The sequence below is a fragment of the Streptomyces monticola genome (assembly GCF_042665355.1).
Classification (GTDB): Bacteria; Actinomycetota; Actinomycetes; order Streptomycetales; family Streptomycetaceae; genus Streptomyces; species Streptomyces monticola.
In genome coordinates this window covers 228,094-244,838 of record NZ_JBHTCF010000005.1, presented here as the reverse complement: position 1 = coordinate 244,838, position 16,745 = coordinate 228,094, and the positions used below count along the sequence as shown (strand labels likewise).

The 16,745-nt window shown below is 72.4% G+C and carries 13 protein-coding genes; 10 read left to right on the top strand and 3 right to left on the bottom strand.

All coding sequences use genetic code 11. From position 1 onward, the window contains the following. Positions 1–34 precede the first annotated feature (34 nt). The 9 genes from ACFQVC_RS14750 (at position 35) to ACFQVC_RS14710 (ending at position 13,973) form a co-directional block, all read left to right on the top strand. Positions 35–1,300, top strand: a complete 1,266-nt coding sequence (locus ACFQVC_RS14750) for a 6-phospho-beta-glucosidase (protein ID WP_381830837.1) — start codon at positions 35–37, stop codon at positions 1,298–1,300. Further along, positions 1,297–2,313, top strand: coding sequence for an N-acetylglucosamine kinase (locus tag ACFQVC_RS14745; protein ID WP_381830836.1), 1,017 nt, complete (start codon positions 1,297–1,299; stop codon positions 2,311–2,313). The genes ACFQVC_RS14750 and ACFQVC_RS14745 overlap by 4 nt, the downstream gene beginning before the upstream one ends. Positions 2,314–2,582: 269 nt before the next feature. Next, positions 2,583–4,079 (top strand): hypothetical protein, encoded by a 1,497-nt coding sequence (locus ACFQVC_RS14740; protein WP_381830835.1) that lies wholly within the window; start codon positions 2,583–2,585, stop codon positions 4,077–4,079. Positions 4,080–4,117: 38 nt separating this feature from the next. Continuing rightward, on the top strand, positions 4,118–5,119 hold the full coding sequence (locus ACFQVC_RS14735; protein ID WP_381830834.1) for a glutamate ABC transporter substrate-binding protein: 1,002 nt from the start codon (positions 4,118–4,120) through the stop codon (positions 5,117–5,119). A gap of 161 nt (positions 5,120–5,280) precedes the next feature. Continuing rightward, positions 5,281–6,651, top strand: coding sequence for a coiled-coil domain-containing protein (locus ACFQVC_RS14730; protein WP_381830833.1), 1,371 nt, complete (start codon positions 5,281–5,283; stop codon positions 6,649–6,651). An 18-nt stretch (positions 6,652–6,669) separates the two neighbouring features. After that, positions 6,670–9,198, top strand: coding sequence for a serine/threonine-protein kinase (locus ACFQVC_RS14725; protein ID WP_381830832.1), 2,529 nt, complete (start codon positions 6,670–6,672; stop codon positions 9,196–9,198). 12 nt (positions 9,199–9,210) lie between these two features. Next, the gene (locus tag ACFQVC_RS14720; protein ID WP_381831050.1) at positions 9,211–10,815 is read left to right on the top strand and encodes a PP2C family protein-serine/threonine phosphatase; all 1,605 of its coding nucleotides are present in this window, start codon (positions 9,211–9,213) and stop codon (positions 10,813–10,815) included. Between the two features lie 102 nt (positions 10,816–10,917). Continuing rightward, the gene (locus ACFQVC_RS14715) at positions 10,918–12,273 is read left to right on the top strand and encodes a vWA domain-containing protein (RefSeq protein ID WP_381830831.1); all 1,356 of its coding nucleotides are present in this window, start codon (positions 10,918–10,920) and stop codon (positions 12,271–12,273) included. A 77-nt stretch (positions 12,274–12,350) separates the two neighbouring features. After that, entirely contained in the window at positions 12,351–13,973 is a 1,623-nt protein-coding gene (locus ACFQVC_RS14710) for an FHA domain-containing protein (RefSeq protein WP_381830830.1), read from the top strand. Between the two features lie 23 nt (positions 13,974–13,996). On the opposite strand, the gene ACFQVC_RS14705 is transcribed toward ACFQVC_RS14710, so the two are convergent. Continuing rightward, complete coding sequence (locus tag ACFQVC_RS14705; RefSeq protein ID WP_381830829.1) at positions 13,997–15,010, bottom strand: methyltransferase domain-containing protein; 1,014 nt, start codon at positions 15,008–15,010, stop codon at positions 13,997–13,999. A 161-nt stretch (positions 15,011–15,171) separates the two neighbouring features. Between ACFQVC_RS14705 and ACFQVC_RS14700 the strand changes: the two genes are divergently transcribed. Continuing rightward, positions 15,172–15,576 (top strand): globin, encoded by a 405-nt coding sequence (locus ACFQVC_RS14700; protein ID WP_381830828.1) that lies wholly within the window; start codon positions 15,172–15,174, stop codon positions 15,574–15,576. Positions 15,577–15,604: 28 nt separating this feature from the next. Here ACFQVC_RS14700 and ACFQVC_RS14695 read toward each other — a convergent pair whose 3' ends face one another. Both ACFQVC_RS14695 and ACFQVC_RS14690 read right to left on the bottom strand, forming a co-directional pair. Next, on the bottom strand, positions 15,605–16,306 hold the full coding sequence (locus tag ACFQVC_RS14695; RefSeq protein ID WP_381830827.1) for a DUF8010 domain-containing protein: 702 nt from the start codon (positions 16,304–16,306) through the stop codon (positions 15,605–15,607). Then, positions 16,303–16,734 carry an acyl-CoA thioesterase gene (locus tag ACFQVC_RS14690; RefSeq protein WP_381830826.1) on the bottom strand — a complete coding sequence of 144 codons (432 nt, stop codon included), beginning with the start codon at positions 16,732–16,734 and terminating at the stop codon, positions 16,303–16,305. The genes ACFQVC_RS14695 and ACFQVC_RS14690 overlap by 4 nt, the downstream gene beginning before the upstream one ends. Positions 16,735–16,745: the final 11 nt, after the last annotated feature.

The window sequence follows — 16,745 nt, the reverse complement described above, 5'->3', positions numbered from 1 at the left end:
CCCCCGCACCCGGCTGAGAAAGGCTCAACTCCCCATGAAACTGGCAGTAGTAGGCGGCGGTTCCACCTACACGCCCGAACTCGTCGACGGCTTCGCCCGGCTCAGGGACGTCCTGCCGGTCAGCGAGCTCGTTCTCGTCGACCCGGCCGCGGACCGTCTCGAACTCGTCGGCGGCCTGGCCCGGCGGATCTTCGCCAAGCAGGGCCACCCGGGGCGCGTCGTCACCACCGCCGACCTGGACGCCGCCGTCGACGGCGCCGACGCCGTGCTGCTGCAGCTGCGCGTCGGCGGCCAGGCCGCCAGGAACCAGGACGAGACCTGGCCCCTGGAGTGCGGCTGCGTCGGCCAGGAGACCACCGGCGCGGGCGGCCTCGCGAAGGCGCTGCGCACCGTGCCCGTGGTCCTCGACATCGCCGAACGGGTGCGCCGCGCCAACCCCGACGCCTGGATCATCGACTTCACCAACCCGGTGGGCATCGTCACCCGCGCCCTGCTGCAGGCCGGCCACAAAGCGGTCGGCCTGTGCAACGTGGCCATCGGCTTCCAGCGCCGCTTCGCCGCCGCGCTCCAGGTCGACCCGGCGCAGATCTTCCTCGACCACGTCGGCCTCAATCACCTCACCTGGGAGACGGGGGTACGCCTCGGCGGCCCCGACGGCCAGGACCTGCTGCCCGGGCTGCTCGCCGAGCACGGCGACACCATCGCCGACAGCCTGCACCTGCCGCGCACCCTCCTGGACCGCCTGGGCGTGGTGCCCTCGTACTACCTGCGCTACTTCTACGCCCACGACGAGGTCGTCCGCGAACTCGCCACGAAGCCGTCGAGGGCCGCGGAAGTGGCGGCGATGGAGCGGGAGTTGCTGGAGCTGTACGCGGACCCGGCGCTCGACTCGAAGCCCGAACTGCTCGCCAAGCGCGGCGGCGCCTTCTACTCGGAGGCCGCCGTCGACCTCACCGCTTCCCTCATAGGCAGCGGCGGCAGCCGTCACCAAGTGGTGAACGCCCACAACCGGGGCACCCTGCCGTTCCTGCCCGACGACGCGGTGATCGAGGTGCAGGCCACCGTCGACGCCCACGGCGCCCACCCGCTGCCGGTGCGCGAACTCGACCCGCTGTACCGGGGGTTGATCGCCGATGTGACGGCGTACGAGGAGCTGGCCCTGGAGGCGGCGCTGCGCGGCGGCCGCGACCGGGTCTTCAAGGCCCTGCTCGCACACCCCCTGATCGGCCAGTACGCCTACGCGGACGACCTCACGGACCGGCTGCTCGCGCACAACCGGGAGCACCTCGCGTGGGCATGACGCGGACCGCCACGGGGGCGGGTACGGAGGCGGTCAGGGGGACCGTCCTCGCGATCGACGCGGGGAACAGCAAGACCGACGTCGCGGTCGTCACGGCCGACGGGCGGGTGGCCGCCAGCACGCGCGGTGGCGGATTCCAGCCGCCGAAAGTGGGCGTCGAGGCGGCCGTCGACGTCCTCGCGGAGGCCGTCGGGCGCGCACTCGGGGACGCCGGGACCGACCGTGTGGAGCATGTCTCCGCCTGCCTCGCCAACGCCGATCTGCCGGTGGAGGAAGAGGAGTTGGCGGCGGCGCTGCGGGCACGGGCCTGGGGGCACGACGTCGACGTACGCAATGACACCTTCGCCCTGCTGCGCGCGGGCGTCGACCGGCCGCTCGGGGTCGCGGTGGTGTGCGGCGCGGGCATCAACTGCGTGGGCATGACGCCCGACGGACGCACCGCCCGCTTCCCCGCCGTCGGCCGGATCTCCGGCGACTGGGGCGGCGGCTGGGGCCTCTCGGAGGAGGCGCTGTGGCACGCGGCCCGCGCGGAGGACGGCCGCGGCGGCCCCACGGAGCTCGCCCGCACCCTGCCCGCGCACTTCGGCCTGCCGTCCATGTACGCCCTGATCGAGGCCCTGCACCTGGGCCGGATCGCCCCCGCGCGGCGCCATGAGCTGACGCCGGTGCTGTTCGCCACCGCGGCCGCGGGCGATCCGGTGGCGCGTGCCCTCATCGACCGGCTCGCCACGGAGGTCGTCTCGATGGCCGCGGTCGCCCTCACCCGGCTCGGCCTGCTCGACGAGGCGGTCCCGGTACTCCTGGGCGGCTCCGTCCTGACGGCGGGCCACCCCGGCCTCGACGACCGCGTCCGCGCCCTCCTCGCGGAGCGCGCACCCAAGGCCGAGGCCCGCGTCGTGGCGGCCCGCCCGGTCCTGGGCGCCGCACTGCTGGGGCTCGACCGGACAGGGGCAGGAACGGAGGTGCACGCGCGCGTGCGCTCGTTCTTCGAGGAGGCGGACCCAGGGCACTGAGAAGAGGCGGACTCAGGGCCCTGACGGGGCGTAACTCCGGGGGAACGGGAACCGAACAGGCCCCGATCGCGTATAGAAGGGCAGGGGGCGGTGCGCGGAGCATGTACTACGCTGCGCCCGCACCGATGACCGAGGGCTCAATACATACAAGATCCAGGAAACGCCGGTGTCGATGTCCGTCCCTGCGGCCATACTGGACGGCCGAGCGCCCTTTCCCCTCGCCAACGGGGAGCGGGCGACCGTCGGATGACCACGGGGGAGGTCAACAGGTGACACATCCGCAGACCGGCAGCGCGGCTCCGACCGCGCACCCCGCGTCGTCGCTGCCGCACCAGACGCCCGGCTCCCCCGCCACACCGCCCGCCGCGCTCCCGCAGCGCCGCACCGCCTTCGCCGAGGCCCTCGACCGGCTGCGCGCGGCGGCGATCACGGAGCCCGGCAGGCTGCGCATCATCGGCGCCGTACTGGCCGCGCTCGTCATCGCGTTCGGCGCCGTCACCGCCTGGCAGATGTCCGAGCGCACCGCCGCCGCCGACGACGTACTGCACCGCAGCCAGCCCCTGAGCGCGGACGCCGCGGTCATCTACCGCTCCCTGGCCGACGCCAACACCGCGGCGGCCGGCGGCTTCCTGGTCGGCGGCGAGGAGCCCGCGGACGTCCGCAAGCGGTACGAGGACGACATCGCGATGGCCGCGGAGAAGCTCGCCACCGCCGCCGCGAACAGCAAGGGCTCCGCCACCGCGGGCGCCCAGATAGCGAAGCTGAACGGCCTGCTGCCGGAGTACGCCGAGCGGATCGAGGCGGCCCGCACCTACAACCGCCAGGGCCTGCCCCTGGGCGGCGCCTATCTGCGTAACGCCAACGACCTGATGCAGACGCAGATGCTGCCCGCCGCCGAGAAGCTCTACGCCGCGGAGAAGTCCCGCCTCGGCGCCGACTACGACGACGCCAAGTCCTACCCGTGGGCGGCCATCGGCCTCGGCCTGCTCGTGCTCGCCGTCCTCGTCTGGGCCCAGCGCCGCAACTACCGCCGTACCCACCGGGTGTTCAACCCAGGCCTGGTCACCGCCACGGCCACGGCCGCCGCGGTCCTGCTCTGGCTGCTCGCCGGCCACACCGTGGCGTTCACGGCCCTGTCCGACTCGTACGACAACGGCATCCGTTCCCTGAACGTCCTCAACGACGCCCGGATCAGCACCCTCCAGGCCCGCAGCAACGAGAACCTGACCCTGGTCGCGCGCGGCGCGGTCACCGTCCCCGAGGGCCGGCCGCAGGCGGGCGAGGACCAGTACGACGTCGACTACCGCAAGCAGATGAAGGCACTCGGCGACGGCGGCACCGACCGGAGCGGTATGGGCTCCCTGGGCGAGGCGATGCACTACGCCGACGACCGCGAGGGCCGCACCCCGCTCGACGACGCGATGAAAGCCGTAGAGGAATGGAAGAAACGCCACAAGGCCGCCCGTGACGCCGATACACAAGGGGAGTACGAAAAGGCGCTCGAGCGCGTCATCGGCGACGGCAAGGCGAACGGCGACAAGCCGGAGGACGGCAAGCCGGAAGAGCACCCCACCGGCGAGTACTTCGACCGGGCCGACAAGGCCCTGTCGAAGGCCGTGAAGCATGAACAGCAGGACTTCAGGGGAGCTGCCGAGGACGGCCTGGGCGCCATGACGGGCCTGCCCGTCGGCGCGGCGGCACTCGCCGTGCTCGGCGCGGCGGGCGCCGTACTCGGCATCGGACGCAGGCTTTCGGAGTACCGGTGAGAGGGGGCGAGGCACCGGTGAGGGTGAGTGGGGGCGAGATGACCGGACGGCGCAGGGCCCGCGGGCCCGGCCGGCTGCGCGGCTGGGGCGGCGTGGCCGCGATGGCGGTGGCCTGCGTGCTCACGGCTCTCTTCACGCTGCTGCCGCTGTCCCACACGGGTACGGACGGCAGCATCGGCGTAGGCGGCCCCGGCCTCGGTGTGGCCGAGCCCGCCGCCGCGGACGACTGCACACCCGAGGACGCCGTGCGCAGCCTGAAGCCGTCCAAGGACGAGGGCCCCACCGTCAAGGAGATCAAGACCCGCAAGGACAAGCCGAACAAACTCATCGTCGGCATCGACCAGAACAGCTACCGCTGGGGCTACCGCAACCCCGGCACCGGCGATCTCGAAGGCTTCGACATCGACCTGGTGCGCGCCATCGCCGACGAGCTGCTCGGCGACCGTGACGCCGTGCTCTTCCGCGCCGTGCCCACCAACCAGCGGGTGCAGGCGATCCAGTCGGGCCAGGTCGACATGGTCGTACGCACCATGACGATCAACTGCGAGCGCGCCGAGCAAGTCGCCTTCTCCACCGCGTACTTCGAGACGGGGCAGCAGCTCCTCGTCCCCAAGACCTCGAAGATCACCGGGTACGACGACTCGCTCAAGGGCAAGAAGCTGTGCACGGCCGCCGGTTCGACGGCCGAGACGGAACTCAAGAGGAAGTCGTTCGGCGCCGATATCTCCACCACGGTGCCCAACCAACTCGACTGCCTGGTAAGGCTCCAGCTCGGCGAGGTGGACGCGGTGGTGACCGACAGCGCCCTCGCCGCGGGCCAGGCGGCACAGGACCCGACGGTGCGCCTCGTGGGCAAGCCCTTCACCACCGAGTACTACGGCGTGGCGATGAGCAAGGAAGCACCGGACCTGGTGCGTCAGGTCAACCACGTGCTCGACGAGTACCGCAAGGACGACTGGGACAAGGCCTACGACAACTGGCTGGCCGACGACTTGAAGAACGTGGACGGACCGCCGAAGCCCAAGTACCGCGAGGACTGATCACAACCGACCGAACTCAACCGACCGAACTCGATCGACGGAACTCAACCGACCGACCTGTAACGACGGATCCGTAACGACGGATCTCGACCGGCTTGACGGGACAGAAGAGCCGGGCCGCACGGCCCGGCTCCCGGACTGCGCACAGCGAGAGGTGATCGATGGGCGTCGCGGGACCCTCCCCCGATTCCATGGGGGAACCCCCGTTCCCAGCGGGCCCCGTCATGGACCGGGACGAGGTGGACCGTGCCCTGGCCAGGCTCGGCGCGGAGCACGAAGCGGTCGAGACGTCCCTGCTCGCCCTGCAGGACCACGCGGGCCGCAGGCTCCTCGAAGGCGCGGACCTGACCGGGGTCACCAAGGACCGCTGGGCCGCGGCCGAAGAGGCCATCACCCGCCTGTGGGCGTACTTCGACGCGTACACCGCGGCCCTGTCCGGCGCCCGTGAGCTGCGCGCCCGCAGGCGCTGGCCGAACCGCGACGACCTCACCGAACTCACCGAGCTGCTGCGCGGCCGCTCCGTCACGGTCGCCGGCGGCACGGGCGGCGCGGGCACTCCGGTGTCCCTGACCGGCCCGGCGCAGCTGGCCGAGCAGTTCACGCTGGCCGAACTCGTCGACCGGATGAACGAGTTGTACGCGAGCTCCCTCGACATGGTGGTGGCCGCCGACGCCGTCTGGTCGGCGCTGCCCGCCCGGATCGACCTGCTCTCGGCCGAGCTGGCCCGCACCCGCCGCCTCGCGTCCTCCGTGGGCGTACGCCCCGGGGAGCACCCTTCGGGCGACGACCTGGAGCGCATCACGCGGGAGCTCACCGGACTGCGCGCCCAAGTGATCTCCGACCCGCTGGAGTTCTGGCGCCCCACACCCGGCAGTTCGGCCCCCGGCGGCGGCCGCCCCGACACCGAGCGCTACGACCGGGAGGCCCGCGCCCTCGAGGAGGTGCGCCGTGAGATCGACGCGGTGCTCACCGTCCGCCAGGACGCCGAACTCCGCCTCGGCAAGCTGCGTGACGTGCTGTCCCGGGCCGACCGCACCCTGGCCGAGGCCCGCTCCGCGCGCGGCGAGGTTCTCGCGAAGATCGCCGCATCCGAGGTGCCCGCGGTCAGCGGCCCGCCGACCGCCCTGCAGGAGCAGCTCGCCACCGCCGCCGAGTACCGCAGGCACGCCCAGTGGCACCGGCTCTCCCCGCTCCTGGAATCCCTGGAGCGCAAGGCGGAGGACGAACTCCTGCGCGCCCGCGAGTCGTTGACCGCCGTCACCGCGCCGCTCGCGGTCCGCGCCGAGCTGCGCGGCCGCCTGGACGCCTACAAGGCGAAAGTCGCCCGGCACGGCGCCGCCGAGGACCCCCTGCTCATCGAGCGGTACGACGCAGCGCGGCGCATGCTGTGGAGCGCGCCCTGTGATCTGCGCGTGGCGGAAGAGGCTGTCCTGCGCTACCAGCGGGCGGTCGGTGAGGTCCTCGCGGGCCGGGTGCCGCAGCAGGCGCACGCGCCCGAGGACCGGAGGGGGAACCATGAACAGGAGCGATAAGAGGCGCAGGGGGCAGTGATGAGCATGAACCAGAAGCAGTGCCAGCGCCCCGGCTGCGAGGGCCACTACGAAGACATGGGTGGCGGCGAGCTGTACTGCGACACCTGCGGCCTCGCGCCCGTCGTCGCACCGAACGGCCTGGTGGCCTCGGCTCCGACCGGCATCACCTCGGCCGGGCGCGACAGCAGTTCGTCCCGCGACAGCGCCCGTTCGGCACGTTCGGCACGTTCGGCACGCTCATCGACGTCTCGCCGCTCGGTCTCCGGCCGCCTTTCCCGCTCCCTGTCCGGCAGCGCGTCGACACGCTCGGTCTCCGTGCGCAGCTCCGGCGCGCCCTCCGGCGCCTCGGGACGCGGGCGACTCGGCGTCGGCCTGGTCGACGTGCCGCAGGTGCCGCGCCCCGACCCGCGCACCATGGTCCGGGAGAACCCGGAGGTGCCCGAGCGCAAGCGGTTCTGCTCACGCTCCGACTGCGGGGCCCCGGTGGGGCGCGCCCGCGGCGACCGGCCGGGCCGCACGGAGGGCTTCTGCACCAAGTGCGGGCACCCGTACTCCTTCGTACCGAAGCTGAACACCGGCGACATCGTGCACGGGCAGTACGAAGTGATGGGCTGTCTCGCGCACGGCGGGCTCGGCTGGGTCTATCTCGCCATAGACCGCGCGGTCTCCGACCGCTGGGTGGTCCTGAAGGGCCTGCTCGACACCGGCGACCAGGACGCCATGGCCGCGGCGATCTCCGAGCGCCGCTTCCTCGCCGAGATCGAGCACTCCAACATCGTCCGGATCTACAACTTCGTCGAACATCTCGACCAGCGCACCGGCTCCCTCGACGGCTACATCGTGATGGAGTACGTCGGCGGCAAATCCCTCAAGGAGCTCGCCAACGAGCGGCGCACCCCGCAGGGCAAACGCGATCCGCTGCCGGTCGAGCAGGCCTGCGCGTACGGCATCGAGGCCCTGGAGGCGCTCGGCCACCTCCATAGCCGCAATCTCCTGTACTGCGACTTCAAGGTCGACAACGCCATCCAGCAGCAGGACCAGCTCAAGCTGATCGACATGGGCGCCGTGCGCAGGATGGACGACGTCGAGTCGGCGATCTACGGCACGGTCGGCTACCAGGCTCCCGAGGTCGCGGAGGCCGGCCCCTCGGTCGCCTCCGACCTGTACACGGTCGCGCGCACCCTCGCGGTGCTCACCTTCGACTTCCAGGGCTACACGAACGTGTTCGTGGACTCCCTGCCCGACCCCGGCAACATCGAGGTCTTCCGTACCTACGAGTCCTTCTACCGCCTCCTCGTCCGCGCCACGGACCCGGACCCGGCCCGCCGCTTCGCCTCCGCCCAGGAGATGGCCGAGCAGCTCACCGGCGTCCTGCGCGAGGTCGTCGCCCTCCAGTCGAGCCGCCCGCGCCCCGCCCTGTCGACCCTGTTCGGCCCCGAACTGCGGGTCACGGACACGGAGTTGTTCGCGGAGGGGGACGGGGAGGTTTCCCGCCTCGGGGTGCGGGTGGCCCAGAGACCGCGTCGCGGTACTGCTGCTTCCGGCACCGGAGGGAACGGTGTCGCGGTCTCCGGAGGAGACGGTGTCGCGGTTCCCGGAGGCACCCGCCTCGTACGGTCCCTTGACACCTCCGCGACGGCCCTGGCCCTGCCCGTGCCCAAGGTCGACCCGAACGACCCGAACGCCGGTTTCCTGGCCGGGCTCCTCGCCTCCGCCCCCGGCGAGCTGATCAGCGCCCTGGGAGCAGCCCCCGCCGGCTCACTCGAACTGCGCCTGCGCGAACTGCGGGCCCGCCTGGAGATGGGCGAGCTGACCTCGGCGACCAGGAACCTGGACGACCTGGAGCGCGGCCACCCCGACGACTGGCGCGTGGTCTGGTACCGCGGTGTGCTCGCCCTGACCACCGGCGACTTCGAGAGCGCCGCGCTCTCCTTCGACGCCGTCTACGACGCGTTCCCCGGCGAGCCCGCGCCCAAGCTCGCCCTCGGCGTCTGCGCCGAGGTGCTCGGGCAGTTGGACAACGCGGCGGAGTACTACCGCCTCGTCTGGACGACCGACCCCAGCTACGTCAGCGCCGCCTTCGGCCTCGCCCGGGTGCAGCTGGCCGCGGGCGACCGGCGCGGAGCTGTGCGTACCCTGGAATCCGTACCGGAGGCGTCGATTCACTACACGGCGGCCCGGGTAGCCGCCGTACGGGCCCGCCTTCGGGACCAGGCGGCGCACGAGCCCCTGCTCGACGACCTGACCGCCGCCGCCGGCCAGGTCGAGGCGCTGCAGAACTTCGGCCTGGACGCGGTCCGCCGCGAACGCCTTTCGGCCGAGGTCCTGGGGACCGCCCTTGACTGGGTACTCTCCGGGAGCCGCGGAGCCGCACCACCGCAGGGACCCGTGCACACGGTGCTGCTCGGCAGCAGTCTGGACGAGCGCGGTCTGCGCTTCGGTCTTGAGCGTTCGTACCGAACGCTCGCCAGGCTGGCCAAGGGCGGCGAGGAGAGGATCGAACTGGTGGAGCGGGCCAACCGCTTCCGCCCCCGGACGTGGGTGTGATTGATGTCGCAGATGCACCAGCTGACCGAGGGGGCCGCTATGTCGACGTGCCCCAGCTGCGCGGAGCCGCTGGAGTCGGGTGACCTGTTCTGCGGCGCCTGCGGGTACGACCTGTCGACGGCGCCCGCCGCCGCGCAGGACCACCCCACGATCGCCATCAACGGCGCCGTGGCCAGGGCCGCGTCGTCCGTGGAGTGGCCCCCGGCCCCCGAGGCCGACAGCTCGGACACCCCGGCCCCGGTGCATCTGCCCGGCGACCTGGCGGGCACGGACTCCGACGGGGGCGAACTGCCGCCGGAAGCAGGCGACATGAGGCACACCGACCCGACCACGGGCACCGCCGCACCGCGTCACACCGACCCGACCACGGGCGCCGCCGAGCCACAGCACCCCGTACCGCAGCACACCGCCGTACCGCAGCACGCCGTACCCGACGAAAGCGCGCCGCAGCACGCCGTACCCACCGAAAGCGCGCCGCAGCACGCCGTACCCGACGAAAGCGCGCCGCAGCACGCCGGGCCCGACGAGCCCACGGCACAAAGCGGCCTGTCCGACTTCGACGACCCGCCGGCCCCCGAAGGCCTCGCCGACTTCGACGAACCCTCCACGCCGTCCACGCCCTCGCGTGCCGCCGCCCGCCCCGACCCGCGTACCTCCGCGCCCACGCCCACACCCCCGGCCGGCACGAAGACCGGCGGGAAGCTCTGTGTGGCGTGCCGCGCGGGCCAGGTCGACAGGGACGGCTACTGCGAGAACTGCGGCCACGCCCAGCCCCGCGAGCGCGACCACATGGAGCAGGAGCTCGACGCGGTGGCCGCGGTCAGCGACCGCGGACTGCGCCACCACCGCAACGAAGACGCGTTCGCCGTCTCCGCGACGGCGCTCCCCGACGGCTCGCCCGCCGTGATCGCGGTGGTCTGTGACGGAGTCTCCTCGGCAACCCGCCCCGACGAGGCCTCACTCGCCGCCTCCCAGGCCGCCAACGAGTCGCTGCTCGCCGCCCTGCCCCGCGGCACCCACCCGCAGCAGGCCATGCACGACGCGATCGTCGCCGCGTCCGAGGCCGTCAACTCCCTTGCCGCCGACCCCGGTCAGGCCATGGAGCACGACCCGCACCGTCATCAGAACGCCCCGGCCTGCACCTTCGTCTCCTCGGTCGTCGCGGGCGGCCTCCTGGTCGTGGGCTGGGTCGGCGACTCCCGTGTCTACTGGGTGCCCGTCGACCGCTCCGCCCCCGCCGCCCGGCTCACCGAGGACGACTCGTGGGCGGCGCAGATGGTGGCAGCGGGCCTGATGAACGAGGCGGAGGCCTACGCCGACGAGCGCGCCCACGCCATCACGGGCTGGCTCGGCGCGGACGCCTATGAACTGGAGCCGCACACCGCTTCCTTCAAGCCCGACCGGCCGGGTGTAGTGGTGGTGTGCACGGACGGCCTGTGGAACTACGCGGAAGGTGCCGGGGAGATGGCCGCCGCCGTCCCCGCGGACGCCGCGCAACGCCCGCTGCACAGCGCCCAGGTCCTGGTCGGACACGCACTCGACGGCGGGGGCCACGACAACGTAACAGTGGCGGTGCTGCCGTTCCCCGTCGCACCACAGGGGGCAGGCTCGGCCTGAGGCACGCGGCGGTCCCGGCACCGGGCACCGCCGCCGTCACGGCACGGCCACCACGGCAGCGCCGTGGATCAACAGGGGGAAAGCAAGGGGGAGGCAGTAACCATGGCCAATTTCTCGAAGTCGAACGTGCCGCAGTTCTCCGCCGAGGTGTACCAGAACGAGTACCTGCCGGAGGGCGGCCGCGAGGTCAACGCCATCGTCACGGTGACCTCGACGGGCGGCGGCACGACCGGGAGCCCGGTCGCCCGCAGCTTCGCGCCGGGACAGAGCCCGGACGCGGCCGTCGCGATCATGGTGGACTGCTCGGGTTCGATGGACTACCCGCCGACGAAGATGCGCAACGCGCGCGACGCCACCGCGGCCGCCATCGACACCCTGCGTGACGGAGTTCACTTCGCGGTGATCGGCGGTACCCATGTGGCCAAGGAGGTCTACCCGGGCGACGGCCGCCTGGCGGTCGCCGACGCGGGCACCCGCGACCAGGCCAAGCAGGCGCTGCGCCGGCTCAGCGCGGGCGGCGGCACGGCGATCGGCACCTGGCTGCGGCTCGCGGACCGGCTGCTCAACTCCGCGGACCTCTCGGACACGTCGATACGGCACGGCATCCTGCTCACCGACGGGCGCAACGAACACGAGTCACCGGAGGACCTCGGGGCCACCCTCGAAGCCTGTGCGGGCCGCTTCACCTGCGACGCCCGCGGCGTCGGCACCGACTGGGAAGTGAAAGAGGTCACCGGGATCGCCTCGGCGATGCTCGGCTCCGCCGACATCGTGGCCGATCCCACAGGCCTGGCCGCCGACTTCACACAGATGATGGAGGCGGCGATGGGCAAGGAGGTCGCCGATGTGTCCCTGCGCCTGTGGACACCGGTGGGCGCCGAGATCAAGTTCGTGAAGCAAGTGGCGCCCACGGTCGAGGACTTGACCGACCGCCGCACCCAGGCGGGCCCGCGCGCGGGCGACTACCCGACCGGCTCCTGGGGCGACGAGTCCCGCGACTACCACGTCTGCGTCGAAGTGCCGAACGCGGAGATCGGCCAGGAGATGCTCGCCGCCCGCGTCTCCCTCGTGATCCCGCAGAGCGACGGAAGCGCACAGACCCTGTCGCAAGGCCTGGTACGTGCGGTGTGGACCGACGACATGGCGGCCTCCACCTCGATCAATCCGCAGGTTGCGCACTACACAGGCCAGGCCGAACTTGCACAAGTCATCCAGCAGGGGCTCGATGCCCGTAAATCGGGCGATACGGATGGTGCAACGGCCAAGCTGGGACGGGCTGTTCAGCTCGCGGCCGACTCGGGGAACGCGGATACTGCGAAACTGCTTGCGAAGGTGGTCGACGTGGTCGACGCCGCGACAGGTACTGTGCGACTGAAAGCGAAGGTCGAGGACGCCGACGAGATGACTCTCGAAACCCGGTCGACCAAGACGGTCCGCGTGAAGAACGTGCAGAAGTAGACGGTCCACGTGACGAAGTAAGCGCACTGCGTGACCGTCACCCACAGCGTAAGAAGAAGGAGAGGGGGAGCGCCGACATGCCGACCTGCCCGAACGGACACCAGTCGGGTTCCGACGACTGGTGCGAGGTCTGCGGCCATCGCATGGCAGGAGCAGGCGCGCCCGCCGGTGCGATGCCACCTCCGCCCCCGCCGCCGCCCGGTGGTTACGGCTACCCGCAGCAGGGACAGCCGCCCGCGCCCGGCGGTGGCTACGGCTATCCGCAGCCGGGAGCCGGCGCCCCGCCGGAGCACTGCCCGCAGTGCAACACCCCGCGCGAGGCGAACGCCCCGTTCTGCGAGGAGTGCCGCTGGAACTTCCTCACCAACACCGCGACCTCGTACACCCCCGCGGCCCCGCCCCCGTCGTCGCCGGGGCTCAACCTGCCGCCGGGCTTCACGTCACAGGCGGGTCCGCCCCCCGGTGAGTACACGAGTTCACGGCCGTCGCAGATGAACCGGCCCGCCGAGCCGCTGCAGCCTCAGGCACCCCAGGCACCGCAGCCCCCTCAGGGCATGCAGCCCCCGCCGCCCGGGGCACCCCAGGGCATGCAGGGCCCGCCGCCCCCGCCCGCGTTCCCGCAGGACCAGGGTCAACAGCAGGGCCCGCCCCCGGGATTCCCCCAGGACCAGGGTCAGCAGCAGGGCCCCCCGCCGGGCTTCCCGCAGGACCAGAGCCAGGGCCAGGGTCTGCAGGGCCCGCCGCCCGGCTTCCCGCAGGACCAGGGTCAGCAGCAGGGCCCGCCCCCGGGCTTCCCGCAGGACCAGAGCCAGGGCCAGGGTCTGCAGGGCCCGCCGCCCGGCTTCCCGCAGGACCAGGGTCAGCAGCAGGGCCCGCCCCCGGGCTTCCCGCAGGACCAGAGCCAGGGCCAGGGCCAGCAGGGCCCGCCGCCCCCTCCGGCTCCGCAGCCCACGCCGCCCGGCCCCAGCTTCGGCGGCAATGACGACTGGATGATCCAGCCGCCGTCCGGCCAGGCTCCGCCGCCCATGCAGCAGACCATGGCACCCCCGGCCCCCGGCCCCCAGGCGCCCGCACCGCCGCAGCCCGGCTTCCCCGACCAGGGCCAGGGCGGCCCGGGCCAGGGCGGTCCCGGCCAGGGATTCCAGGAACAGGGCTTCCAGGAACAGGGTCCGCCGCAGGGCGGTTACGAGCCCATGCCGCAGCCGCAGATGCCCCCCGGCCCCGGCTTCCCCGACCAGGGCTACCCGCCCCAGGGCGACCAGGGCTACCCGCAGGGCAACCAGGCACCCGCACCCGCGGGCTGGTCGGCGACGATCGGCCCCGACCGCGAGTACTTCATGGCGATGATGCACCGCAGCGGCCCCGAGGCCTCGGGCCTCAACCTGCCCGCGTACTCACCGGAGCAGCAGCGTCCGCTGGTCGGCAACCAGCTCACGATCGGCCGCCGCCGGCACTCCACCGGTGACACCCCCGATATCGATCTGTCGGTGCCGCCGGAGGACCCGGGCGTCTCGCACCAGCACGCGGTCCTGGTCCAGCAGCCGGACGGCAGCTGGGCGGTGGTGGACCAGAACTCCACCAACGGCACCACGGTCAACGGCGGCGAGGAGCCCATCCAGCCCTTCGTCCCCGTACCGCTGCAGGACGGCGACCGGGTGCATGTGGGCGCCTGGACGACGATCACCATCCGCCGCGGCTGAACCACCGCCGGCGAAGAGGGAGTTCACGGGAGCGGCCAGGCGTAGGGGCCCGCTGGATCATCCAGCCAGGCCCATACGTCTGAGCCGCTCACCGTCACCCCGAACCGCTCCCGCACCGGCCGCCCCTCACGCCGCCACAGCGCGAGCGCCTCGTGCGGATCGAACACGCCCTGCGTCAGCGACAGCAGAAAGCGGAACAGCTCGCTCTCCAGCGCGCGCTGCGGCAGCCCGCCGGTGACCTGGGCCTGTCCGAAGCCCCGGTCGCCGCCGCGCAGAGGCACGAAGTAGGCGGGCGTATGCAGAAACCGCCCCTCGGCGTGCTCCGCGTCCCGCACTTCGAGGGCGATGAGCCCGGTGGCGAGCGGCGCCAGAATGCGCGCCCCCGGCCGGCACTGCGCCAGCCACGCCCGCGGCACGGTGGACAGGGTGCAGGTCGCGATGATCCGGTCGTACGGCGCACGCCCGGCCCATCCCCGGGCCCCGTCACCGGTGATCACCGCCGGATGATGCCCCGCGGCCGCGAGATGTCTGGCCGCGGACTCGGTGATCTCCGGGTCCAGGTCGACGGTGGTGACCAGGGCGTCACCGAGGCGATGAGCGAGCAGCGCCGCGTTGTACCCGGTGCCCGCGCCGATCTCCAGGACGGCGTCCTCGTCCCGTACCGCCAGTTCCACCAGCATCCTGGCCATCAGCGAGGGCTGGCTGCTCGACGAGATCAGCTCGCCGTCGCGTACCCGCGTGGCCAGGGGCGCGTCGGTGTAGGCGCCGCGCAGCCAGCGTGCCCGCCGCCCGGGGTCGGGGTCCTCGCCCCACAGCCGCTCATAGCCCCCGGGCCTGCCGACGTAGTAGTACGGCACGAACAGATGCCGTGGCACTGCGGCGAACGCCTCCCGCCAGGAGGAATCCCCCTCGAAGGCCCCGCTCGCCTCGATCTCCCGCACCAGCGCGGCCCGCGCCGCGACGGCGTCGGCGGCATCCGCGCCGGCGCCGTCGTCATCTCCGGCGGGCGGTCCCTGCGGCTGCTCTGCGGCACCCATATACCCACTGTGCTGCGATATCGCCCTGGATGCGAGGCCCATGGCGCCGGGAAAGGCCGGTAGGACAAGGAAAAGCCGGGAAAGGCCCGGAAAGGCCGGGAAAGACGACGGGAAGTCCTAGGCCCCCGGTCCTCGGCCGCCCTGTCTGAGACCATGGAGGGGTGAGAGAGATTCCGCGCGGCACACTTCAGGAGCAGACGTTTTACGAGCAGGTCGGCGGCGAGGAGACCTTCCGGCGCTTGGTGCACCGTTTCTACCAGGGCGTCGCCGAAGACCCGCTGCTCCGGCCGATGTATCCGGAGGAGGACCTGGGCCCGGCCGAGGAGCGGCTCGTGCTGTTCCTGATGCAGTACTGGGGCGGCCCCCGTACCTACAGCGACAACCGCGGCCACCCGCGCCTGCGGATGCGGCACGCGCCGTTCACCGTGGACCAGGCCGCGCACGACGCCTGGCTGAAGCACATGCGCGTGGCCGTCGAGGAGTTGAACCTCTCCGAGGAGCATGAGCACACGCTCTGGAGCTATCTGACGTACGCAGCCGCCTCGATGGTGAACACGGCAAGCTGACCACGGCCGGGCCGGCCCCGGCCCGGCCTCAGGTGGGCGTGACGCTCAGCGAGCCAACTCCCGCCCGGCGTACGGCAATCGACCCGTAGGGCGTACGAAGCCGCAGCCACGCTCCCGACGACAGCAGCGCCGGCGCGTCCTTGGGGCCTTCCGCGCCGGAACCCGCGGGGGCCGCCGGTCCTGCCACCGGCCGCAGGAAGCCGAGGGACTGCGCCGCGTGCGCCGCCCGCACCGGCAGTTCGGTGTCGCCGACGGGCCGCGACCAGACCTCACGGCCGATCCGGTCCAGCTCGGCCCGGGTCCGCTTCTCCGGGTCCAACTCCTCGGTACGCGCCCGGAATTCACCGATCGCCACCGCCACGGCCCGGCGCACCCCGTCGAGCGCGGGAAGCCCCGGCTCCTGCTGCCAGCCGCCGCGCGGGGGCAGCACTCCCGCCCAGGGCGGTCCGGTGACCGCCGCGGGCACCCCGGCCGTCCCCGCCGACTCATCGATGGATTCCAGGAGTTCACCGGCGGAGACCGTGACATCCATGTCGTGCCGGCCGGTCACGCGGGCGCTGCGAATGGCGAGGACCTCGAACGACGGCGGCCGCCCGAACACCGCGAGCGCACCGTCACCGGCCTGCAGCCGTACCGCCGCGGCCTTGTCGTAGTGGATCAGCCGGGCCAGGAAGGCGGCGAGATCGGCCGCCTCCCCGGCATCGGCGAACTGCAGCGGCGCTGCCGTCATGCGGCCAGCGCCCCCGGAGCCGAGTCGTCCAGATACTCCTCGAGGAACGACCGCTCCTCGGCGGTGATCCGCCGCGGCCGCTGCGCCTCGAGGTCGAACGGCACGACGATCGTCGAGGCCCGGACATACACCTGCTCCGGGTCCTTTATCTCGTACGCGATGGTCAGCGAGGCCGCGCCGATCTTCGTCACCCACGACTCGACGGTGACCGGCTCGTGCCGGTGCACCAACGGCCGCACGTAGTCGATCTCGTGCCGCGCCACCACGGACCCGCCGGAGAAGGACGGCGAACCGTCCCCCGGCGCAAGCCGGAACATGAAGTCGATCCGCGCTTCCTCCAAGTACCGCAGGAAGACCACGTTGTTGACATGCCCGAAGGCGTCCATGTCCGACCAGCGCAGCGGGCAGGAGTAGATATGCCTGGTCACTTGAGCCGCAC